Origin of the sequence: Paenibacillus sp. JZ16 (genome assembly GCF_015326965.1) — a bacterium.
In the GTDB taxonomy this organism is placed as follows: domain Bacteria; phylum Bacillota; class Bacilli; order Paenibacillales; family Paenibacillaceae; genus Paenibacillus_AQ.
On record NZ_CP017659.1, the window covers coordinates 1,737,316 to 1,759,711 of the forward strand.

Annotated in this window: 18 protein-coding genes; 6 read left to right on the top strand and 12 right to left on the bottom strand. The window is 48.7% G+C overall.

Features of this window, described 5'->3' with window-relative positions; all coding sequences use genetic code 11:
• Positions 1-73 precede the first annotated feature (73 nt).
• Complete coding sequence (locus BJP58_RS07715; protein WP_194543474.1) at positions 74-865, bottom strand: SDR family oxidoreductase; 792 nt, start codon at positions 863-865, stop codon at positions 74-76.
• 237 nt (positions 866-1,102) lie between these two features.
• Entirely contained in the window at positions 1,103-2,185 is a 1,083-nt protein-coding gene (locus tag BJP58_RS07720) for a lactonase family protein (protein ID WP_194543475.1), read from the bottom strand.
• A gap of 173 nt (positions 2,186-2,358) precedes the next feature.
• Between BJP58_RS07720 and BJP58_RS07725 the strand changes: the two genes are divergently transcribed.
• On the top strand, positions 2,359-2,526 hold the full coding sequence (locus BJP58_RS07725; protein WP_181469796.1) for a hypothetical protein: 168 nt from the start codon (positions 2,359-2,361) through the stop codon (positions 2,524-2,526).
• A gap of 75 nt (positions 2,527-2,601) precedes the next feature.
• Here the strand turns inward: BJP58_RS07725 and odhB are convergent, their stop codons facing one another.
• The 4 genes from odhB to BJP58_RS07745 all read right to left on the bottom strand — a co-directional run bounded on the left by odhB (position 2,602) and on the right by BJP58_RS07745 (position 8,531).
• Positions 2,602-3,876, bottom strand: a complete 1,275-nt coding sequence (odhB, locus tag BJP58_RS07730) for a 2-oxoglutarate dehydrogenase complex dihydrolipoyllysine-residue succinyltransferase (protein WP_194543476.1) — start codon at positions 3,874-3,876, stop codon at positions 2,602-2,604.
• Positions 3,877-3,881: 5 nt separating this feature from the next.
• On the bottom strand, positions 3,882-6,758 hold the full coding sequence (locus BJP58_RS07735) for a 2-oxoglutarate dehydrogenase E1 component (protein WP_194543477.1): 2,877 nt from the start codon (positions 6,756-6,758) through the stop codon (positions 3,882-3,884).
• A gap of 246 nt (positions 6,759-7,004) precedes the next feature.
• Positions 7,005-7,904, bottom strand: a complete 900-nt coding sequence (locus tag BJP58_RS07740; RefSeq protein ID WP_233355001.1) for a DUF72 domain-containing protein — start codon at positions 7,902-7,904, stop codon at positions 7,005-7,007.
• Between the two features lie 117 nt (positions 7,905-8,021).
• On the bottom strand, positions 8,022-8,531 hold the full coding sequence (locus tag BJP58_RS07745; protein ID WP_194543479.1) for a metallophosphoesterase family protein: 510 nt from the start codon (positions 8,529-8,531) through the stop codon (positions 8,022-8,024).
• A gap of 249 nt (positions 8,532-8,780) precedes the next feature.
• Here BJP58_RS07745 and BJP58_RS07750 point away from each other — a divergent pair, with 249 nt between their 5' ends.
• Positions 8,781-9,416, top strand: a complete 636-nt coding sequence (locus tag BJP58_RS07750) for a LysE family transporter (protein WP_194543480.1) — start codon at positions 8,781-8,783, stop codon at positions 9,414-9,416.
• Here BJP58_RS07750 and BJP58_RS07755 read toward each other — a convergent pair.
• Positions 9,413-10,789: an amino acid permease gene (locus tag BJP58_RS07755; RefSeq protein ID WP_194543481.1), complete on the bottom strand. Its 1,377-nt coding sequence runs from the start codon at positions 10,787-10,789 to the stop codon at positions 9,413-9,415. The two genes, BJP58_RS07750 and BJP58_RS07755, sit on opposite strands and share 4 nt — an antisense overlap.
• A 213-nt stretch (positions 10,790-11,002) precedes the next feature.
• Here BJP58_RS07755 and BJP58_RS07760 point away from each other — a divergent pair, with 213 nt between their 5' ends.
• Genes BJP58_RS07760 through BJP58_RS07770 form a run of 3 tightly spaced genes read left to right on the top strand, consistent with a single transcriptional unit; the run spans position 11,003 to position 14,663 of the window.
• Positions 11,003-12,118, top strand: a complete 1,116-nt coding sequence (locus BJP58_RS07760; RefSeq protein WP_194543482.1) for a GerAB/ArcD/ProY family transporter — start codon at positions 11,003-11,005, stop codon at positions 12,116-12,118.
• Positions 12,115-13,527 carry a spore germination protein gene (locus tag BJP58_RS07765; protein ID WP_194543483.1) on the top strand — a complete coding sequence of 471 codons (1,413 nt, stop codon included), beginning with the start codon at positions 12,115-12,117 and terminating at the stop codon, positions 13,525-13,527. The genes BJP58_RS07760 and BJP58_RS07765 overlap by 4 nt, the downstream gene beginning before the upstream one ends.
• Complete coding sequence (locus tag BJP58_RS07770) at positions 13,524-14,663, top strand: Ger(x)C family spore germination protein (RefSeq protein WP_194543484.1); 1,140 nt, start codon at positions 13,524-13,526, stop codon at positions 14,661-14,663. The genes BJP58_RS07765 and BJP58_RS07770 overlap by 4 nt, the downstream gene beginning before the upstream one ends.
• 91 nt (positions 14,664-14,754) lie before the next feature.
• On the opposite strand, the gene nagE is transcribed toward BJP58_RS07770, so the two are convergent.
• From nagE to BJP58_RS07790, 4 genes are all read right to left on the bottom strand, one after another.
• Positions 14,755-16,230, bottom strand: a complete 1,476-nt coding sequence (gene nagE / locus BJP58_RS07775; protein WP_194543485.1) for an N-acetylglucosamine-specific PTS transporter subunit IIBC — start codon at positions 16,228-16,230, stop codon at positions 14,755-14,757.
• Positions 16,231-16,590: 360 nt separating this feature from the next.
• Entirely contained in the window at positions 16,591-17,088 is a 498-nt protein-coding gene (locus BJP58_RS07780) for a PTS sugar transporter subunit IIA (protein WP_071220222.1), read from the bottom strand.
• Position 17,089: 1 nt separating this feature from the next.
• Positions 17,090-17,977, bottom strand: a complete 888-nt coding sequence (locus BJP58_RS07785) for a BglG family transcription antiterminator (protein ID WP_194543486.1) — start codon at positions 17,975-17,977, stop codon at positions 17,090-17,092.
• 268 nt (positions 17,978-18,245) lie between these two features.
• Positions 18,246-20,930: a CHASE3 domain-containing protein gene (locus tag BJP58_RS07790; protein ID WP_194543487.1), complete on the bottom strand. Its 2,685-nt coding sequence runs from the start codon at positions 20,928-20,930 to the stop codon at positions 18,246-18,248.
• Between the two features lie 251 nt (positions 20,931-21,181).
• Between BJP58_RS07790 and BJP58_RS07795 the strand changes: the two genes are divergently transcribed.
• A complete protein-coding gene (locus BJP58_RS07795; protein ID WP_233355002.1) occupies positions 21,182-21,748 on the top strand; it encodes a cupin domain-containing protein in 567 nt (188 codons plus the stop codon).
• Positions 21,749-21,815: 67 nt separating this feature from the next.
• On the opposite strand, the gene BJP58_RS07800 is transcribed toward BJP58_RS07795, so the two are convergent.
• A complete protein-coding gene (locus BJP58_RS07800) occupies positions 21,816-22,193 on the bottom strand; it encodes a DivIVA domain-containing protein (RefSeq protein WP_071220219.1) in 378 nt (125 codons plus the stop codon).
• Positions 22,194-22,396: the final 203 nt, after the last annotated feature.

Sequence of the window (22,396 nt, forward strand, 5' to 3'; positions counted from 1 at the left end):
TATTCAATTTGACAATACGTTCATTCATTATGAGGAAAACGTCCGGTTTTGTCAAATCGGTCTTTGTAGATGATCAATGAATGAGGGATTCCGCCCCATCAATGTAGATTTCAGTGCCGGTAATATGGGAAGCATCATCGGATGCAAGAAATGCTACGAGCTGGGCAACCTGTGAAGGCTGTCCCGGTCCATCCGCCAAGGGCTGGTCTCCTTCCGGATATTCAATCGGGATCGTCACCTCGTCCAGCTCTGGCTTCGCGATGGTGCTCTCATCAATGTTGGTGGCAATCGCGCCGGGGCAAATGGCATTCACCCGGATTTTATAACGTGCAAGCTCCAGAGCCGCCATCTTCATGAAAGCCACCTGCCCGGCCTTCGTGGTGCTGTAGGCTGAGAAACCAAAGCCGGTAAATACCCGGTTACCGTTAATGGAGCTCGTAATGATGATACTTCCTCCGTGCTCCTTCAAATAGGGAATCGCGTATTTAACCGTGGCAAACGTTCCTCTTAGATTAGTGTTGATCGTAGCATCCCATTCATCCAGCTCCATGATCTCGATCGGGGCCTTGGTCCCGTTGATCCCGGCGTTGGCAAACACGATATCAATCTTTCCCCACTTCTCGGCAGCCTGGCTAAAGCAATCTTTCAGCGATTCCGCTTTGGAAATGTCGCAGTTGCCGGTTAGCGCTTCGCCCCCGCCTTGTTCAATCGTTTGTTTAACCTTCTCCACGCGTTCACGATCAATATCGATCAACAGCAGTTTAGCTCCTTGCTCCGCCAAAAGAAGGGCTGCGGCCTGGCCGATTCCGGAACCAGCACCGGTAACGATGGCTACTTTACCATCCAAACGTTGATTAGTTGACATTGCCACAACCTCCTCGTTTAAGTTTCCTGATTATAGATAACCCAACGAGTCCGTGTCTGAATCTTGGTGCCTCGAGCTGTTATGATCCGTGTACGTAATCAATCTCCTCTCTGCCCAAAAACTCCAGTCAGTAAAAAAGAAATCGCTCCCCGACTCATCATGGTAAACAGCTTACCATTCGAGCCGTAAGAACGATCTCTAAGTTCATTCGCTATGCGATTACTTGTTCTTTCGAACCTAAAGCTGGAATACCGCTGGTTTTACGCATACCGGCTTGGATTGCGAGACCGTATATCCTGTAAAGGCAAGCTTGCCATCCTCCGGATTCACCTTAAATAATACAAGATTATTCCCGTCTCTATTGGCAACAACCAAGAACTTGCCCCCAGGCATGAGTGTAAAATGACGCGGGTGCCCGCCTTCTGTCGAAATATACTGGACCGGGCTTAAGCGACCGGTATCTTCATGCACGTTGAATACAACAAGGCTGTCATGTCCGCGGTTAGATCCATATACCGTTTTGCCATCCGCAGACACGGCGATTTCGGCGCAGTAACTCTCTCCGTCAAAATCCGCAGGCAGTGTCGATATCGTCTCCAGGACCTCAAAACGACCTTCGTCTTGGATATAGCGAAGCACCGTGACACTGGAATTCAGCTCGTTGATGACATATGCGTAAACACCGCTTGGGTGGAACGCCAGATGACGAGGGCCTACGCCCGCTTCCAGCTGGGTTTCGCCATGAAAGCTCAATTCTTGGGCATTCTCATTTACCGTGTAAGCGAGAATTTTGTCCAGTCCCAAATCCTGTACGAACACGTATTGACCATCCGGACTATAAAACGCCGAATGTGCTCTGGATTGCTGATCTTCCCGCACAGTCACGAGATCGGCATGTCTCTTCTCATCCAGCAGATCACCGACTTGTCCATCCTTCCCGATCGGATGAAGACCTACCAAGCCTCCATGATAACTCGAAACAATCAGATACTTACTCGCTTCATCACGCTGGATATGGCAAGTAGAGCTGCTCACACTGCGAACACGGCTCCGTTCGGTCAGCTTGCCGGCAACAGGGTCAATCTCAAAGCTGATGATCTCGCCAGCCTTACCGCCATCCTCTGAAATTTCGCCAATGGCATATAAACGTCTGGCTTCCGGGTCCACGTTCAGGAAGGTCGGATTCTTAATGCCGGACACCTCATCAAGCAGCTTCAATTCGCCGCTATCCTCATTAAATTCATATACGCATACTCCGCTTTGGTTGTCTTCCGCATACGCACCTGTAAACAGCAGCGTACGCTGGGATGGATTCGCCATAATGCCTATCTCTCCTCTCGTTTATCTATAATGATCATGATTTATGTAATGGACTATCAGTTACCATGTTAACTTCAACCCCAATGAAAATCAAATGACTTGATGTCCGAGGCCTGTTTGTCTTTTGCCATACCGGGTATGTATGTATTATATCGACTGAAGGAGGTATTCCCATGAAACAACCCAACAGCGAGGAAGTACGCAATCAGCAGAATGCGGAGAATGACTCTCAGGAACAAAGAGACAAGGTAAAGAAACATCAGGATGTGGAGCCTCAGGCTGAAAATTGGAACCCTCGGGATCTCCCCGATCCGAACGATAACGATAAATCAAAATCATAATCGCTAATGTAAGAAGGCCGCATGGCAATGTCCATGCGGCCTTCTTATTATGATTGTGTCGCAAAGCTTGGAGAGTTAGCCTTCCAGAAGCAGCGACTCTGGATCTTCAAGGAGCTCTTTAACCGTTACCAGGAAGCGAACCGCTTCGGAACCATCAACGATCCGATGATCATAAGACAATGCGATGTACATCATAGGACGATTCTCCATACGCTCAGCATCAATCGCTACCGGGCGAAGCTGGATTTTGTGCATGCCGAGGATACCCACCTGCGGCGTATTCAGGATCGGCGTAGACAACAGCGAGCCGAAGACGCCGCCATTCGTAATCGTAAATGTACCGCCTTGCAGTTCAGACAAGGACAGCGCATTATTACGAGCCTTCGCAGCCAGATTGCCGATTTCCTTCTCAATCTCGGCAAAGCCAAGACGATCTGCATCGCGCACGACCGGAACAACAAGTCCTTCTTTCGCGGACACCGCTATACCGATATCATAGAATTTCTTCACAACAATATCATCGCCATCGATCTCGGCATTCAGATGCGGGAATCTCTTCAACGCACCTACAACCGCCTTGGTGAAGAAGGACATGAAACCTAGGCCTACGTCATGCTTCTCTTGAAAAGCTTGCTTACGGCGCTTGCGCACATCCAGGATCGCTGTCATATCCACTTCGTTGAAGGTAGTCAGCATGGCAGCCGTATGCTGCGCTTCGACCAAACGATTCGCAATCGTTTGACGACGACGGGACATGCGAGTGCGTTCTACCGGCTTGCCATACTCAGCGGCCGGCGCTTGTGCTGCCGGTGCAGCAGTGGAAGCTGCAGGCTTGCTCGGTGCAGCAGGCTGCTTGGCTTCATTATGATTCTTCACATCATCATGGTAAATCCGACCGATTGGGTCGCGGCCCTGTACCTGGTCCAGATCAATCCCGCGTTCACGAGCCAGTTTGCGTGCGGATGGCGATGCAGTCAGACCCGCTCCTTCCTCGTTCTGAGCCGGTACCGGAGCTTGCGGCTTCGGTGCTTCTGCTGCGGGTGCCGGAGCAGCCTCCGTTTGTGCGGATGCTGGTGCTTCAGCCGCCTTCGCTGCCGGAGCGCTTGCAACGCCTTCCTGCGGAGAAATTTGACCGATAACTTCACCGATCGTTACATTCTCCCCTTCTTGACGAAGGATTTTTTCCACAACGCCTTCTGACTCTGCGCTAATTTCAAGATTAACCTTATCCGTTTCTAACTCGAGCAGCACATCACCGATGTTAACGCTATCCCCTTCTTTAACGTGCCATTTGAATATCGTTCCTTCGGTGATGGATTCGCCCATAGCTGGTACAGTAATTTCGCTCACAGCCGCTACCTCCCCAATGAGATCTCTTGATTTATAGTTTTACGATTAAGGGCAAAAGAAATGATGGTCTGTTGCTCATAAGCATGAACATCCTGATAGCCGCTAGCAGGGCTCGAACGCTCAGGACGTCCGCTGTAACGGACCTCTGTGCCTTTAGGTGCAATTTCACGAATTCTTGGTTCCATGAAGCTCCAGCTGCCCATGTTCTGAGGTTCTTCCTGAACCCACAGAATCTCTTTCAGGTTCGGATACTTCTGCAGCACACGGGAAATTTCTTCTTTAGGGAACGGATACAGCTGTTCCACACGAAGAATATGAATCCAGGACTGATCCTGATCCTTCTGCTTATCCAGCGCATCCTCCAAATCGATGGCAACTTTCCCCGAGCACAGAACAAGGCGCTCCACCTTCTTCGGTGATTGGCCAAGACCCGGCTGCTCCATCACTTTCTGGAAACCGCCCTCACTAAACGCGTTCACAGGCGATGCCACGCGCGGATTACGAATCAAGCTCTTCGGAGCCATAATCACCAGCGGTCTGGCATCTTCCGTTTCGGTCAAGGAAGCCTGTTTGCGCAGCAGATGGAAATACTGAGCAGCGGAAGTCAGATTTGCAACCGTCCAGTTGTCTTCTCCACTCAGTTGGAGGAAGCGTTCCAATCTTGCACTGGAGTGCTCAGGACCATTTCCTTCATACCCGTGAGGAAGCAGCATAACCAAGCTGGACTTCTGTCTCCACTTCGAGCGGCCGGCTGTGATGAACTGGTCAATGATAACCTGGGCACAGTTAACGAAATCACCATACTGCGCTTCCCAGATCACCAAAGTCTCAGGAGAGTACACATTGTAGCCATATTCAAATCCAACGACGGCTGCTTCGGTCAACGGGCTGTTGTGGATCGCAAACGATGCTTTAGCTTGTGGCAACCGGTGCAGCGGGCAGAAGGTCTCCCCATTAACCGCATCGTGAAGCACGAGGTTACGATGGGCAAACGTTGCACGTTCTGCATCCTGTCCCGTAATCCGGATCGGCTTGCCGTCGGCAAGAATCGTAGCGAAAGCCAGCGTTTCGGCATGGCCCCAGTCCACCTTCTCGCCCTCGTCGAGCGAATTGCTGCGGCGCTCGAGAATACGTTGAAGCTTCGGATATACCGTAAAGCCTTCCGGCCACTGCAGAAGCTCGCGATTAATCCCGCGCAGCACTTCTGCAGACACATTCGTAGCTACTTCCGTCTTGGATTTACCGTCAGTAGCGTTCAGCCCCAGCAGGATCTGATCAACAGGATCCTTCGACTTCACGCTCTCGTAAGAATTCTTCAGGACCTCCAGAACGCTATTCTTCAGACCGTCCACTTGTTCTTGGGTCAGAATGTTTCCATCCACCAGTTTCTTCATATAAATCGCGCTGACGGTTGGATGGTTCTTCACCTTCTGGTAGATCAGCGGCTGGGTTGTTTCCGGATCATCGGTTTCGTTATGGCCATATTTCCGGTAACCGACAAGATCAATCAGAATGCTCTTCTTGAACTTGTTGCGATAATCACTGGCTAGACGAGCAACCGCGATACATGCTTCCGGATCATCCGCGTTCACGTGGATAATCGGAATCTCATATCCTTTCGCCAAATCACTCGCATAATGAGTGGATCTGGAATCCTTGCCTTCTGTCGTAAATCCGATACGGTTATTCACGATAATGTGAATCGATCCGCCCGTACGGAATGCCGGCAGTTTATTAAAGTTCAAGGTTTCCGGCACGATCCCTTCGCCAGGGAACGCGGAATCACCATGAATTTGAATGCTCAGCGCTTTGTTTACATCCTGCTTCGGATAACCCGCTTCACTGCGATCCTCCTGAGCAGCACGAGCAAAGCCCTCTACTACCGGATTGACGTATTCCAGGTGACTCGGGTTGTTTGCAAGGGTAATCCGAACCTGCCGTGCTTCATCCTTCTTCAGATAACGGTCCGCGCCCAAATGATATTTCACGTCACCTGTCCAGCCATAGTTAATGCCCATGGAGCCTTCGGATGGAACGAGATGTTTATTCGGAGAGTGCATGAACTCCGAGAAAATCTTGCTGTAATCCTTGCCCAGTACATGAGCCAGGACGTTCAAGCGACCGCGGTGTGCCATCCCCACGAGGATGGAATTGACATCCACTTCGGCCATTTGGCGAACGATCTCGTCAAGCAGCGGTACGAGTGCTTCGTTGCCCTCAACCGAGAAACGTTTCGCACCTACGAACGTGCGGTGCAGGAATTCCTCGAATTGCTCGGCCTCAAGCAGCTTTTTCAAAAGCCCCTTGCGCTCTTCTACGCTCATGGCGGACAAATAACGTCCCGATTCGGCCTGCTGGTTGAGCCATTTGCGTTCTTCTTCATCGTGAACATGGCTAAATTCATAGGCAATGGAGCCTGTATATAGTTGTAACAGCCGCTGGATTGCCTCTAAGCCATTCTTGACATCGCTAGGAGCCTCCTCCCAGACGATCTCTGCAGGCAGGGCTGCCAAATCCGCTTGGCTGAGTTGGTAGCTTTCTGGTTGAAGCAGACGCGTGTCAGCTTCGTTTCCAATTCCAATCGGATCAATGTCGGCGGCCAGATGACCGTAGGTTCTAATGTTCCATACCAGTTTGCCGGCAGCTACCCCTTTTTTCAGTAATTGCGGGTCGTAGCTAACACCTTGTCCCTGCGAATCCGCTTTCTTTTCATTGTTTTCCAAAGATGGAGGCGGTCCCCAGCTGGCGAACAGCTCACGGTATCCTGGCTCCACAGATTGCGGGTCTTGCAAAAACTTCTCATACTGATCTTGAATGTACCCCAAGTTCGGACCGTGATATTTCTGCCAAGGTCCATCTGTCATTCTGTCAAGGGTCTTCATCGCTGACTCCCTCCGTCAGATTATTTTGATTGCTCAAGGACGGAATTTCTAATTTTACATTTTACGTACTGCATTTTACATTAAATAAACGTTTTCTTACGATTACATTATAATACACTTGGCCTCAATACCGAAAATACCCTTTATATATAATAATGATCTCAGAAACAGATGAATTTGCGTCAATTTATTGACGATTTGTCCACGAACCACCCAATTCTCTGTATAGGGTTCGAATTAAAGTCATTAATCTGAAAAAATATCCACTTCCAGCCAGTCCATCTGCCGCAGAGGTTCAGGACCGGTATCCATCCCCATCAGCTGGAGAAGCTGTTTGGCGTTATCGGAAGCATCGCCTCCCGAATTGTTATTGAATATAATCCAGCACTGCTTCGACTTCTCAAGCAATTGCTCGATCCATACCTTCCACTGCTCCAATTCCTCTAAGCTGTAACGGTATAAATATCGCACCTCGCGCCAATTGGGCTGACCGCTGGAGTGCCACCCTTCGGCGTTACGTCCATGCATCCGGACCATCACAGCCTCCGTACTGGTTGTCTCAAGCACGACCGGTACGGATCCTATGCCTGCTTGCGGCTCGTCGGCTATGCTGTGAATCCAGCCCTCGCTTCGCATAAACTCAAGCGTCTTCTCCCGAAACTCCGGCGCATACCAGCTCTGATGCCGAAATTCCAGGGCTACGGGTACATCCTTCATCCACTCCCGCGTACGCTTCAGAATGTCCACGTGTTTGCGTTCGCACCCGAACCAGGGCGGGTATTGAAACAGAACGGTCCTTAATTTGTCCGCAGCCCGCAATTCCTCAACTGACGTGAGCAAATGATCAAACATCGATTTGACGCTAGGATATCTGTCCTTGCCCTGGCCGCGTGCATGACCTGTCATGCCTTGATAGGCTTTTACAATAAAACCAAAGTGGTCTGGTACGGCAGCTGCCCACTTATTCATTTGTTCCGGTGACGGTATGGCATAGAACGAATTGTCCATCTCCACGAGGGGAAAATGCCGGCTGTACATTTCCAGCCTGTCCGAAGGCCTCGCCCCTTCATCATACAGCTTGTCATGATCTCCCCATCCGGACAGGCCCACCTGAATTACACGCTCATGCTTTTCTTCCTTTAACATAACAATCCTCTCATCCACATGATTTACCATATCGGGGACTTCTATTAATTAACCTCAAGCGGGATATTTCAAAAGCAGGCAACCCCTTACTGATTTTGCCAATGCCTTCATATACGCTTACTTCTGATCGTAAAAAACATGATGCGCCTCCAGTATTCCGTTCTCGATGAGCATCCTTCCATAGGAGTACCGGGGCTGCCGCCTTTTATCCGTGGCGGAACCGGGATTGAAGAGCAGCACCCCTTGCACATGTTCTTTAAACGGGATATGGGAGTGACCGAACAAGATACAATCCACCTCCGTGTCCGCAAAAGCCCTCCTTGCGCGGGAGGGCGTTGTTCCTCCTTGTCCGTGCCCATGCACCATACCGATGCGTTTCCCTTCGATTTCGACCAGCTTCTTGTAACCTAAACGTTCGATGATCCGCTCATCGTCCACATTTCCGGCTACGCCTTCCACCGTGGCATATTGACTAAGCTGTTCATAGAGCTCCCAATTGGACCAGTCACCGGCATGAAGGATAAGATCCGAATGCCTTATATCTTCAAGCAGCGAGGCTGGGAGCTCTTTCGCTTTTCTTGGCATATGGGTGTCTGACAATACCGTAATCCGAAATGGATGACTCATCTTGATGGCCCCCTTCTTCATGATATGAAATGCTGAGAAATCTGCTTTCTAATACCAATCTATATCCTACCAAATAATCGAATCCAAACAAAACCGCGCAGAGTGAGCTGCGCGGTTGGTTAGTCGGTTACCTGACAGAAAAAAATTCCAATTCTAAGTTTTAGTTTGTCCACGTGCTGAATACAATGTATGAGCATGAGAGTACAAGCTTTCTTACTTATCCATGTTCATGACGAGAGGTGGAAGTCAATGAGTATTTTTATTAGCTACATGATTCTGGGACTTTCTCTATCAGCCCCCGTAGGCCCGGTCAATGCAGCGCAGCTCGACAAAGGGATCAAGAAAGGTTTTTGGCATGCATGGTTATTCGGCATCGGTGCGGTCCTGGCGGACATCCTTTATATGATCCTTGTGTACCTGGGCGTTGTTCACTTTCTGAATACGCCTTTCATGCAGACCTTCCTGTGGCTGTTCGGTGCCTTTGTACTTATCTATTCCGGGCTGGAAAGCATCCTAAATGCCAATAAAGTGACGATCAGCCAAGAAAGTAATGAGGATTCATTATGGAGAAGTATGCTCTCCGGGTTTCTCATGTCCGTATCCAATCCGATGACAATCCTATTCTGGCTCGGTATCTACGGCTCCATTCTCGTCAAAACTGCGGCGGACGAGGGATCCGGAAATCTGTTTCTTTACAGCGTGGCCGTGATCGCAGGAGTCGTGATATGGGACTTGTTTATGGCTGCCCTCGGCAGTGTATTCCGCCGATATCTGAGCAATAGAGCCCTCTCCCTGGTCTCCATTCTTTCCGGATTCTCGTTGATTATCTTCGGCGTTTATTTTGGAATTCGGGCTCTTGCCCTGCTATATCCGCTCATATTCTAACGGGCCGGCTTAGGACGGAACTTGGGCTTGTCCGCCTCTCTCGCGCGGCCTTGCCCGGATTTCTTCCACACGGAGCGCATGAATAGCACGACCAGGCCGATTACCAGGATAAATCCGAGACTGATCCAGAGCCCCGGGCGGCTCGTGGGATGCAGTGCGGTTCCACTGACGGCAGCCGCAATCAAAAGCATCCCGATATACCTTTTGATTTTGCCCCAAACCGTAAGCTCTATGAGCCGGCCCGCGGATATGAGGATGAAGAACCAATTATACAGCAGCATAAGTCCTGCACCGGTCGTTAAATATTCATAAATCTTGCCTGGCATGAGCAAAGACAACACAATGGATACAATCAATCCGATAGCTGTAAGGGAAAGTGCATATATGGGCGTATCCCGCTTAAACTTTTTCCTGGAAAAAAGCTTGGGAGCGTCCTTATCTTCGGATAACGTAACGAGCATCGTGGTCACTGCATACAGCGAGGCAACCATGGTCGAGAAACCGGCTATAATCAATACAGCATTAAAGATATGCGGAATAAAAGGAAGCTGGTAAGAGCTTAGCGCGACAACAAAGGGACTTTTCGTCGTGGAGAATTGATTCCAGGCTACCATGACCACCGCCATGCCGATAGAAAGAACGTATACGATGGATAGCAGCAGTATCATCACTCTACCCGCTTTGGGTGCTTCCTTCGGATTCTTCAAGCGAATCGCCATGACCCCCATGACTTCAATTCCGCCAAAGGCATAAAACGCAAAAATCAAGGACGACCACATGCCCATGCCGCCTGCTGGAAAAACTGCGTTCATGCTGCCAGGAACGTGCAGCTTCGATCCTCCTTTTAACCACCCCATCAATGCGGCGGCTGCAATGACGAGAAACATGACTATCGCGGCGACCTTAATCACAGCCAATACATTCTCCAGCCGGTCGAAGCCTTTGTTCCCGATCCATATGACAAACAATCCCAATACGGCATAACCTGACGCAAATATCCACATCGGAACGCCAGGAAACCAAAAACGCGAGAAAATCGCAAGGGCCGTCATCTGGCTCCCCATGATCAACACTTCGGAGCACCAGTACATCCACCCTGTTGAGAAGCCTGCCCATCGGCCGTAGGCTTTTTTGGCATAGGTTCGGAACGAGCCTTTCTGCGGGTCCTCGGCCGTCATCCGCGACAGCACATCGAATACGAAGAAGGTGGCTGTCGCCGCCAGTATTATCGATAGAAGAAAAGCCGGTCCTCCCAGCCGGATACCTAATGCAGATCCGAGAAAATACCCTGTGCCGATTGTTGATGCAACCCCGAGCAGCGATAGCTGCCACCATTTCAAGTTCCCTGCCTCCGTCTTCGCCCCTTTGTTCACGGTTCAATCCTCCAGAATATTGTTATGGGTTCGTTCAAAACTTTCCTTATTATGAAGGGAACGTCCGTGCTTTATGTAAAGGGCGGCTGACCTAAAAATACCTTTTTGGAAAAACAGAAGGCTATGTCCTAACCTCTTGCTGGGTTCTCTCGCATATTTTGGTTGTTCTCCGTGAACCATAAACGGGAAGAAAGCTGAATTGGGGGATCACACATGTCAGGAGCTCGCGGTATTCCAACGAATCAGGCGTTTATGATTATGATGCTTACAGCCGGCTTGACCAATCATGTCATGATCATACCTGTGCTTCTGGAGAAATCCGGACGGGATGCCTGGATCACCATTATGGTGTCCGCCGTATTATTCTTGCCCTGGGTTCTGCTTATTTATGGGATCATCAATAAGATCGGCAATCGTTCCATTATGCAGGCGTTAGACGAAAGCAGCGGCAGAGGGTTCCGCTTGCTGGTGATGAGTATGTCAGGTTTGTATTTTTTCGCCTTTGCCTTCTATACCTTGAAGGAAGTTATCGATTGGACAAAGTCCTCCTATATGATCCAAACTCCCGTCATTGCAACGGCATTGATACTCATGGTGTTATGTCTTGTCACTATGAATCACGGCATAAAGACCATCGGCGTATCCGCCGGCATATTGCTTCCTTTTGTTGTATTGCTGGGGATCTTCGTATCCTTATCCAACGTTAAAGTAAAAAACTATAACTATCTGCTGCCCGTGCTGGAGGACGGCTTCCTGCCGGTGATAAGCGGGATCCCCGTTATGTTCGGAGGGCTATCCCAGTTTATATTGATATTATTCTTGCGCCCCCATCTTCAGAAAAAGCCTAGTTTTCTTACGATCCTACTCATTCATGCCGTCCTCATATTCCTGACGTTCGGACCCACCGTCGGAGGCCTTGCCGAATTTGGACCGGAAGAAATGAAGCTTCAGCGGTATCCTGCCTATGAACAGTGGCGTCTCGTTAAGTTAGGCAAATTCGTGGAGCATGTCGATTTTTTATCCATTTTTCAGTGGCTTAGCGGTGCTTACATTTCGATATCGGTTTCGATTTTTTTGCTCTGCGAAACCCTGCTTCCCAAGTCCAAACAAAGTGTCGGCATATTAGCCGTTTCCACGCTGCTCATTATTTTGTGCGCCTCCCCGATCAGCAATCTCAAAATGTATTATGCAATGGCCGACTATTTTTTGCCCGTGTCCGCCATCTATATTACCATCTTAAGCCTGCTGCTGTTCTTCCTGATCCGCAAGCCCGAGCAACAACAGCAACATCAGAAATCCACTACAGCGAAAGGAGAACCTCAATCATGACCTTGACAGAGCAACAACTTCGAGAACGCTATACCGATTCCGATGACGTCTACATTACGTCTTATCCGGGTGTGGAAGCCGATTCACTGCCGTGGGCGATCCTGGTTTACAGCCCGTTAATGTGCGATTCACAACTAATGACGAAGATTCTGCTGCCTGTTATCAGTAAAGAATGGAATATATCGGTCTCCCAAAGACACCCGTTCGATCCAAAACATCTGGAATATCATCTTACCCTTGACACATACGAGTCCAACTTGGAGTCGGTCGATGACATTGTTTACTCTGGTTATGTTGCGTTGTATTTTCCAAAGGACAACATGCTCTATTCTTACAGCGCAAGCAAGAGTATTGGACGTGCACCTGAAGAAAGTACTACAGAAACCTCTGTCAAAGGACCTCGTGACGGTTTTGTCGAGGATCTGGATATCAATGTATCGCTTATTCGCAAACGGCTGAAATCTCCCGGCCTTGTCTATTCCTCCTTTAAGCTGGGCGATAAGAGTAAAACCTCTGTGGGCATCATGTATTTAAAGGACAAGGTGATACCGGATACTGTCAAGGCAGTCGTAGATAAACTCAATGATTTCTCCGGGGACCCTCCCGTGGGCATCGGCGAGCTTGCCGAGCATTTATCGCCATATCGCTTCACGGTGCTCCCGATGTTCGATTATACGGGGAGAACGGATCTAGCTTACGACTCTTTAACTCGCGGCCGATTAATCATCATTATGCAGGGAAGCCCCGTGCTATTGATAACGCCTGCCAGCTTCATGCAGCTCCTGTTTGCTGCAGAGGATCCGCAAATGCCGTTTTATTTCGTCATGCCCTGGAGAATTCTGAGAATGGTTGGATTCATAATCTCCATTTTCCTTCCAGGATTCTATATAACGCTGTTGTCCTTTCATCAGGATCAAATCCCCTTTCCGCTGCTGGCAACCGTGGCAAACACCAGGCTCGGGCTTCCTATTCCAACAGGGTTTGAGATGCTTATCATCCTGTTTCTGCTCAGCCTGCTGCGAGAAGCCGGCATGCAGATGCCGTCTCCCATCGCGTCAACCATTACGGTTGTATCCGGTATCATTATCGGCGACGCCGCCATTCGGGGCGGTTTCTTTTCCCCGACGATGACGGTGATTGGTGCACTATCCTTCGTTGCGGGCTCCACCCACTCCAACCAGGATTTTGTTGTCACGCAGACGATCCTTCGCTTTTTTGTCCTAACCCTTTCCTCGATGTTCGGGTTATTCGGCTTCTTCATTTCGCTCTTCTTAATCGTTCAGTATGCAGCCAACCATAATCCCTTCGGACAGCCGTACCTTGCCCCCTTCTCCCCGTTCTCCATTTCCAAAATCATTGGAAACCTCATGCGATTTCCGGGTAAGCGAAAAAAGGGTGGCGCGCTATGAAACGGGTATTGATGCTCCTGAGTATGCTGTCTTTGCTGCTCTCCGGCTGCTGGGACAACAAAGAAGTACAGGATATCAACTATATCACCGCTTTGGGTATCGATTATAAGGACAATAAGTATATCATCTATGTGCAGATGCTCGACTTTGCCACGATTGCCAAGCAAGAAAGCAGCAAGCCAACTGAAAAAGCGCCCATTTGGGTCGGCCGAGGAACCGGCACTACATTGACTGAGGCCCTTATTGATTTGTATACATCGAGTCAGCAGCGGGTCTCTTGGGGCCATGTCACGGCCTTGGTTCTTACGGAATCCGTATTACAACCTAAGCAGTTGTCCCAAGTGTTCGACCTGACCAACCGTTCGCAGGAAATCCGGTATACGAAATGGCTTTACGGCACCAAGGATAAAATGGAGGATCTCTTTACGGTGTCTCCGTTCTTTCAGCTCTCCCCCCTGCATTCGCTCCTTCATGAACCCAGGGAAAGCTATGTCCAATTCTCGTTTATTCGTCCGATTCAATTCGTGAACTTTATTCGTCTCTACCGGGAAAAAGCCGCCACCGTTATACTGCCTTCCCTTCATATTTCAACACAGAACTGGTCGGAAAATCTGAAGCAGCATCCGATTCTGGAAGTCAACGGCGGATTTCTGATCAAGAACAAGGAATTGATGGGCTGGCTCAAACGTTCCGATCTGCTGGGGACCCGCTGGTTAGCATCGGCTAATACTCACGCTGCCGTCATCGTTAAGGCGGATGGCGAAGCCATCGGGAGTATAAGACTGGAGAACCCGCACTCTTCGATTGAAGTTATCCGCAAACCCAACAATGCTTCATATCGAATCAAGCTTAACGTAACCGGGACGGTACAGACAATATACAAGAAGGTTGGAATTAATGAAATGAAGCGCTTAACAGAAGAGACCCTGCGAAAAGAAATGTATAATACCTTCCATAAAGCAGCATTGATACAAGCGGATCCGTACGAGTTATGTCTCCAATTGTACCGAACGGATCCGAAGCTCTGGAAGAAACTAGTGGATCAGAAAAAGGAAATTAATGATGAAACGCCTCTTGAGCTTGAAGTTGACGTCAATATCCGATATTGGGGACAGCGCAAAAGCTTGAACCGATGAACGCGGGTGTATGAACTGCTGCATATACCTGAAGTGTGAAAACAACAAAAAGAAGCAGACCTTTATCGGCCTGCTTCTTCTTGTTGTTTCTTTATTTCTTCATAATTTCCTTGATGTCGTCCTTAATGGATTCCGCCTGCGGTCCGAATACGATCTGAACCGCACCTTGACCCAGACGCATGACACCGGATGCTCCTAACTTTTTGAGCTCCGAATCCTTCACGGCCTTCTCGTCCTTAACAACCAGACGAAGGCGTGTGATACAAGCATCGACGCTGACGATGTTATCTTCTCCGCCGATGTTTTGCAGAACCTTGGCCGCCTTGGACTCATTGGATGCTGCGCCGGATGGGGACGGGGCATCTGTATCAGCATCGTCAGAAATCGTATCCACGTCGTCGTCTTCCTCGCGTCCTGGCGTTTTCAAGTTCAGCTTGACGATGAGGATTCTGAACAGCAGATAGTAAACGACACCGAAAGCCAAACCAACCGGGAGAAGCAGCCAAGCATTGGTTGACAGCTTCAGATTCACCAGGTAGTCGATCAGGCCCGCCGAGAACGAGAAGCCCAAATGCACATCCAGGACATACATGATCAATCCGGAAAGCCCTGTTAAAATCGCATGCACCACATACAATACAGGTGCAATGAACATAAACGCGAATTCAAGCGGTTCGGTGATTCCCGTCAGGAACGATGCCACTGCCGAACCGATAAAGATAGAGCCGACGAGCTTGCGTTTGGACGGCTTGGCGGTATGCATAAAGGCCAGCGCCGCAGCCGGCATCGCAAACATCATGATCGGGAAGAAACCGGACATGAACATACCAGCCGTCGGGTCTCCAGCAAAGAAACGCCATAGGTCACCGTGTACGACTTCGCCCGCGGCATTCGTGTAATCGCCGATCTGAAACCATGCGATGGAGTTTAATACGTGGTGAAGACCCAGAGGGATCAGCAAGCGGTTGGCCGTACCGAAAATGAACGATCCAATGCCTCCAAGGCCGACAACCCAGTTGCCGAAGACGGAAATACCATCCTGAATTGGGCTCCAAATCATACCGATCAGAACCGCAAGCACCATGGTGGAAGCTGCTGTGATAATCGGAACGAAGCGTTTACCCGCAAAGAAGCCCAGCCAATCCGGCATTTTGATCTTGTGGAATTTATTATACAGGTATGCGGACCACATACCGACAAAGAGACCGCCAAGAACGCCCATGTTCAGCTTCACGTCATCTGGTATAAACGGCATTTGCAGCGGTACTTGTTCCAGCACTCTTGTGAGCACCATGTACCCAATAAGAGCAGATAGAGCCGCAACGGCGTCTCCGGCGAACCCGATTGCAACGCCGATCGCAAAGATAAACGGCAGATTATCCAGAATCGCAAGGGCACCAGAGGTCATGAACGGAGTTACATATTGATTTAGAAAAGCGCCTAGGGCACCCAAAGGTATATCTTTTTGATAGTCGATCATTCCAAGCCCCTGCAAGATCCCTGCAGCAGGCAAGGTGGCCACCGGCAGCATAAGGGACTTACCCAGCTTTTGCAATTTAGCCAGCATGTCAATCATCCTTTCAACTTCAATAATTTAGCTTTTTACTGAAACCGTTTACATAATGCGTCGAATGAATAACCATTTATTCCCTTCCATTCAAGGAACAAAAAGACTTAGAAAATCCTCCTCCTTGGTCGTACATATATTCATCATTTTAAGGCGGCATGGATGCCATCATGATTACAATCCAACAAAAAAAGCCAAGAAGAACGGTGACTATAAAAGTTATAGTCTGATTCTTCTTGGCTCATGCCCATGTTTATGGTAACACGCCTTAAAACGTATTCATTTGATGTTGTTATCTTAATTCACGACTTCCTGTTTTGTCAATAACCAATATTTAAATCATTCGCCTATAGAATTGAATTATTTCAATTCAATGGTCATGACAGGATCCTGGCCGATCACGACACTGCCGGTCTGACCGTCAACCTTGGAAGCCACCTCATCCGCATTGGTCACGATGATCGGGGTAATCGTCGGATACCCTGCGGCTTGGATTGCGGCCATGTCGAATTCGATGAGCGTCTGACCCGACTTCACCTGATCGCCTGCTTGAACATGGCTTGTGAAACCTTCGCCTTTCAAACCGACTGTATTAATCCCGATATGGAACAAATACTGCAGACCGGTCGCCGGATCCTCCAGCATCACGGCGTGCTTGGATTTGATGACATGCGCAACCGTCCCGTCAAAAGGCGCAATTAATTTGCCCTCGGAAGGCTCGATGGCTATGCCTTTGCCCATATGACCAGCAGCAAATGCCTCATCCGGCACTTGCGATAAAGGCACGGCTTTACCCGACAATGGTGCTGTGAGTTGAATAGCAGTAGCAGTTTTTTTCTTTTTCCAACGATCAAACATGTTAAGATTCCTCCCTGGGTTGATTCTTTTGTTGTAGCCGGCCTGTGAAGAGCCGATATAGATGCATCGCTAGAAAGCAGACCTCCGCTTCAGGTACTTTCTTGCCGAGTTCTTTCTCCATCATGCCTGCGAGACGTGTAGCCAGACCATATTCATTCGTGAACTTGGAGCGGATCTGGTCCGCGAACGGATTATCCACTTGGATGTCTTGATTCAGCATCCGGTCTACCGAGAACCTCAAATGCATCAGAAGACGGACATAATCCATGCTTCCCCGGTCAAAAGCGACCTGCCGATCCTCCTCAATATACCTTACCAGGTTTCCCACCACATTCGATGCCTTCACCAGATGGCCTACGGGCACATGGCTGACGGCGGAATACACATGATAGGTCAAGAAGCCGATCTCATCCTCCGGAACTTCGATATCGAAGGTCTGGCCGATCAATTCCGCTGCTTTGGCTGCGATATCATATTCTTTTGGGAAGCTGATCCGGGTCTCTTCAAGGAAAGGATTAATAATATCCATGCCTTTGCGGATTCTGTATATCGTAAACTGGATATGGCTTGGAAGCGCCAGATACACCTTATCATTTAATGTGCCCGGAAATTCTTGTCCAATGAGATTGAGTATCTGATCCGTGATCTCCATCACCAGTGGATCAAATTCTTCCAGCAGATGGTGAGCTTGACTCCACTGCTCCCGATCCTCAAGCCTGAAGAGCTTCTCAATCCGCTTATCGTCCGAAGCGATCGTTCCGCCTGCTTTGGCGCCAAAGCCAATCCCTTTGCCCAGGATGACGTATTCCGATTCTTTCTTACCGCCTGTGACCATCACGACATTGTTACCAATAACACGTACGACTGTAAACAACTCGATCCCGCTCATTAACTTCCCCCTTTCCTTTAAGTTTAATCAGAGAAACGGCGAAGGATTCATATACGAAGAATTGCTGCTTACCGATTTTCCCCAAACATTAAAAAAGCCAAGAAAAGACCCCATGTGAAAGCTGTCTCTTCTTGGCTCATGCCCTGTTAAGGTAACACGCCGTCATATGTTCCTGCTATGAATCCATCATAAAACAATTGGCTTGCATTCGTCAACATACGACATTACGACAATATGCTAAGCTGCCGCAACGGGTAAAAAAATCTCCTCAAGCCCCAATCCATTGTTGTAACGCATGGATCACTTCTTGGATATGAATGGGCTTGTGCAGATATCCATTCGCGCCGTCTGCTATAAACTGATCCGTATCCCTCATTGTGTTGGAGCTCATCACGATGATGGGGAGTTCCTCCCATTCCGGGTTCTCGCGAATCCGCTTCATCGTTTCGACTCCGTCCATTTCCGGCATTACCATATCCAGCAGCACCGCATCGATGCTTTGATGCTTGTATAACAGCTCCAAGCATTCGAACCCGTTCTGGGCTGTATGCACGGTCATCTGGAGTTTCTCCAGCACGTTGGTCAAACCGTATACGTTCCGGATATCATCATCCACGATCAATACGGTTTTGTGCTCCAATCGGCTGGTTACTTCCATGTCGAATGCCTCCATTGGGAGATCACTCCAACCGGCGCTGCTTGAGGTGGCAGCCACTTCAGGCAGCATAAACAAACTTTCATTGGTGCCATATTCCGTTAGCAGCGGTAAATATAAAACAAATGTGCTCCCGATTCCTTCCTCGCTCTCCACGGTAATATACCCGCCAAGCAGCTTCGCCAAATGCAGCGATATGGATAAGCCGAGACCAGTCCCCCCGAATCTTCTGGCTGTAGTCTCTTCGCCTTGCTGGAACGCTTCGAAGATCGGTTGAAGATGCTCTGCAGCAATCCCGATGCCAGTATCCTCAACGGAAAATGCAATGACGTCTCCACTGATCGCGAAATCCGAGGTTACAATGGAATTCATCTTTTTCACCCGTAGTTTAACGCTGCCGCTCTCCGTAAACTTAATTGCATTCGAGAGCAGATTACGCAGAATTTGGTGAAGCCGCATTCCATCGCTGTATATCATGTCAGGCAAGTCGTCGGCCATCTCAATTTCAAATTCCAGATTTTTGGATTCCGCGCTTTTAGAGAAATAGCCTTCCATCAGTTCTGGAAGCTCAGTCAAATTAACCAAGTCCATTTCGATCTGCATCTTACCGGCCTCAACCTTAGACAGATCGAGAATATCGTTGATTAAATTCAGCAATTCACTGCCTGAATTATGAATGACAGAAGCGTAATGCTGCTCTTCCTCCGTCAGGTTCCCTTGCTTGTTCTCAGCTAAAATCTGGGAAAGAATTAACATGCTGTTCAGCGGTGTCCGCAGTTCATGGGACATATTGGCCAGAAATTGAGACTTGTACTTCGAGCTCTTCTCCAGCTCTTTCGCGTATTTTTCCAATTCGCTGGCCGCGATTAATGCGGCTTCCTTCTGGGCTCCTAATCGTTCGTTCAGCATATACATTTCCGCAGAATGGGTTTGCAGCTCCTCGGTCTGCGCCTGCAGTTCTTCGGTCTGACTCTGAAGCTCCTCATTCAGCGTTTGGGATTCATGGTACAATTGCTGGATTTCCATCTTGCTTTGAATCGAGTTCAATGTTACCCCAAGCTGAAAATTCAGTTGTTCGATCAGCTGAATTTCCAGCTCGTCAAACGGTTTGAACTTGGCCAATTCAATCACACCCAGAACTTGTCCTTCAAACATAACGGGCGCCAGAAGCAGCGTGGTAGGCTCAGCATCACCCAGCCCCGACTCAATTCGCACATAGTTAGGTGGTATATCGTCCAGAATAATCATGCGCTGTTCCAGCATGCATTGTCCCACCAAACCTTCTCCTGGCAAAAAACGATCTCTGACCTTATTCCAAGGCTCACCGTCCGGATCAGCAAAAGCAGCTGCCTTTACCAGTTCCGATCCGCCCCGGTTTATAAAAACGGCACCGTACGGCAGCTTCATGATCAAAGCCAGCTTATGAATGAAAAACTGTACGGCCGTCTCCACGCGATCGGATGATTGGAGAAGCGTCGACATAACCGAAATATGATCCTTGGCCCAGTTCTGCCTGCCGACCTGTGCAAGAAGTTCATTGGTTGTGTCCGCCAACTGGCGGACCTCATCATTGGATCGCACGTGAATCCGCTGGGAGAGGTTCCCGCCTTTGACAATATCGGAGATGATATGAGTTACCTGCGTGATCGGCCTTACGATGCTCTTCGATATCACCAAAGCTGCACATATGGTAATCAGCGCTGCTCCCGCCCACAGGAGATACATCGTATACAATAAATGGGTATTGCTCTCCTTCATCTCTTCGATCCTGCTGGTTGTCAGTTCTCTCTCCTTGCTTCGAAACGAGAGGAACAGCTCATGAATCGAGTTCATGGCTTGCTGACCGGGATCGTTAATAAAGAAATGAAGAGCCTCCTCATCCTGACCAAGCTGCTTCAATTGGACAGCAGGCTGACCGGCGTTGATAATCCACTCCTTGATATTCTCCTTAATATTTTCAAGATGATTGGCTTGCTCCGAATTATCGCTAACAAGCTTGTACAGCTTGTTATAGTTAATCTGCCAAGACGACAGCGCTTGATTGAAAGGCTCCAGATAGGTATCATCCCCTGTTATGACATACCCCCTCTGACCGGTTTCCATTTCAAGTAAATTCTTCTCGATTTCGTGCGTGAGATTATGTACTTCGATATCATGCTTCTCTATAAAATCCGCCTCTTGCTGCAGTGAAGAGATGCGGTCTGATACAATCCAGAGAAAAGCTCCAAGACATAATAATATCATTAAATATCCGACTACGATCTTGCTGCGGATGTTGAATTTCAGGTTGTTAGACAAATGGCTAACCTCCCTTGTCATCTATCAGTCTAAGTCTGCTCCTATCCTCATAGTAATTGTTATGAAAATGGTTTACAAGCAAAACCAGTTTTGAAGCCATCAATGATTCTTTAGTCGTAGGCAGTCAGATTTATAAACGTTTGGGCATATATTATAAAGGAACACGCTTGTACAACATCCTTCGTTCTCATTCTTAAAAAAAGGAGAGTACCTCATATGATGACCTTAAGAGCGCTTGCGGGGATACTGCATTGACAAGGCATGTTTATCATTCCAGGAAACAGGCAGAGCGTTTAGCCGGCCTTGGAGTTGCGAATGTGTCGTCACTGGAGCTGCCCCTTCTGCAAGGCATGATGATGTCAGAAACCCATCTTGAACGCGGGAAGGGTCTCTCTCCCCATTGCCACCCGGACACGGACGAATTGTGTTATGTCATTCACGGAGAAATCAGTTATTCCCTAATTGATCCGGACACTCATCAGAATCTTGTATATCAGGTAATACCCGGTCAGGTGGTTCACGCCCCCATTGGTTGGTGTCACTGGGTAACTGCGCTAACCCCTGGAACGATCTTGCTGTTGATCTATAACACCGAGTGCCCACACCAAATGGACATTGCGCCAATCTGGGCTAATACGCTCATGGGAAGTGAAGCGCTGCAATGCAACGGCGTGAACATGAAACCTCATTCGAAGGCGCTTATAACACCTGTCCCGATACATAAAAAGACGGAGAGCGACGTTTCAAGCCGACCTCTGCCGGCCCCACCCTTACTCATAAACGGGCGTCCAAACAACAAAACCACACGCAGCCGGTGATCGGCCATGTGTGGTTATTGCTGTAGAGATGCTTTTTATGTAATGATTTCGATCGCAACGTATAACATCAATCAATATAAAATCTTTGTTCAGGGCGGATCTGCTTCTTTAGGGTACGCAGGTCGGCTTCCAGTTTCGCCACCGTTTCTTCAATCTCTTCCGGGTTCAGCGCCGGACGTTCTGCCTCTGGCTTAACGCCAGCCCTGAGATCGCGAATGGTAATCTGCTGCTCCTGCCATTTATCCATAAGATCGGAGATGGTGGCATAAAACCGCTCATAATCTTGAATCACTTCGTCCAGAAAGGAATCCACTTCCTCCTGATCATAACCCCGCAGTTTATTCGAAAAATTCTTTTCATGGATAGACAAAGCGTCCAGTTGAATGCCTAGTTGCCGAAATAGCTTTTTCTGTTTATCCAATCGGCGTTTCATGTGTTCATCCATAATGATTTACCTCCAAATATTGGTGCAGCCCTACTTTTTAACCTTCTCTCTCTATCTTTGTTTATATCATATTAAGCACTGGGATTAAAACACTCCGGGGCTTTTTTGGAGAATGTTCCAAAAACGAGAGGCTGCCGTTCCCATGGTTCATGTGATTGTTACCAATCCATTTCGGGTATTGATTGTACATAAGGAGCTATATT

What these genes read in the sequence shown, in the direction of transcription:
- BJP58_RS07715 (WP_194543474.1), bottom strand. Translation starts at nt 865, where the DNA reads ATGTCAACTAATCAACGTTTGGATGGTAAAGTAGCCATCGTTACCGGT.
- BJP58_RS07720 (WP_194543475.1), bottom strand. Translation starts at nt 2,185, where the DNA reads ATGGCGAATCCATCCCAGCGTACGCTGCTGTTTACAGGTGCGTATGCG.
- BJP58_RS07725 (WP_181469796.1), top strand. Translation starts at nt 2,359, where the DNA reads ATGAAACAACCCAACAGCGAGGAAGTACGCAATCAGCAGAATGCGGAG.
- BJP58_RS07735 (WP_194543477.1), bottom strand. Translation starts at nt 6,758, where the DNA reads ATGAAGACCCTTGACAGAATGACAGATGGACCTTGGCAGAAATATCAC.
- BJP58_RS07740 (WP_233355001.1), bottom strand. Translation starts at nt 7,904, where the DNA reads ATGTTAAAGGAAGAAAAGCATGAGCGTGTAATTCAGGTGGGCCTGTCC.
- BJP58_RS07745 (WP_194543479.1), bottom strand. Translation starts at nt 8,531, where the DNA reads ATGAGTCATCCATTTCGGATTACGGTATTGTCAGACACCCATATGCCA.
- BJP58_RS07750 (WP_194543480.1), top strand. Translation starts at nt 8,781, where the DNA reads ATGAGTATTTTTATTAGCTACATGATTCTGGGACTTTCTCTATCAGCC.
- BJP58_RS07760 (WP_194543482.1), top strand. Translation starts at nt 11,003, where the DNA reads ATGTCAGGAGCTCGCGGTATTCCAACGAATCAGGCGTTTATGATTATG.
- BJP58_RS07765 (WP_194543483.1), top strand. Translation starts at nt 12,115, where the DNA reads ATGACCTTGACAGAGCAACAACTTCGAGAACGCTATACCGATTCCGAT.
- BJP58_RS07770 (WP_194543484.1), top strand. Translation starts at nt 13,524, where the DNA reads ATGAAACGGGTATTGATGCTCCTGAGTATGCTGTCTTTGCTGCTCTCC.
- nagE (WP_194543485.1), bottom strand. Translation starts at nt 16,230, where the DNA reads ATGCTGGCTAAATTGCAAAAGCTGGGTAAGTCCCTTATGCTGCCGGTG.
- BJP58_RS07780 (WP_071220222.1), bottom strand. Translation starts at nt 17,088, where the DNA reads ATGTTTGATCGTTGGAAAAAGAAAAAAACTGCTACTGCTATTCAACTC.
- BJP58_RS07785 (WP_194543486.1), bottom strand. Translation starts at nt 17,977, where the DNA reads ATGAGCGGGATCGAGTTGTTTACAGTCGTACGTGTTATTGGTAACAAT.
- BJP58_RS07800 (WP_071220219.1), bottom strand. Translation starts at nt 22,193, where the DNA reads ATGGATGAACACATGAAACGCCGATTGGATAAACAGAAAAAGCTATTT.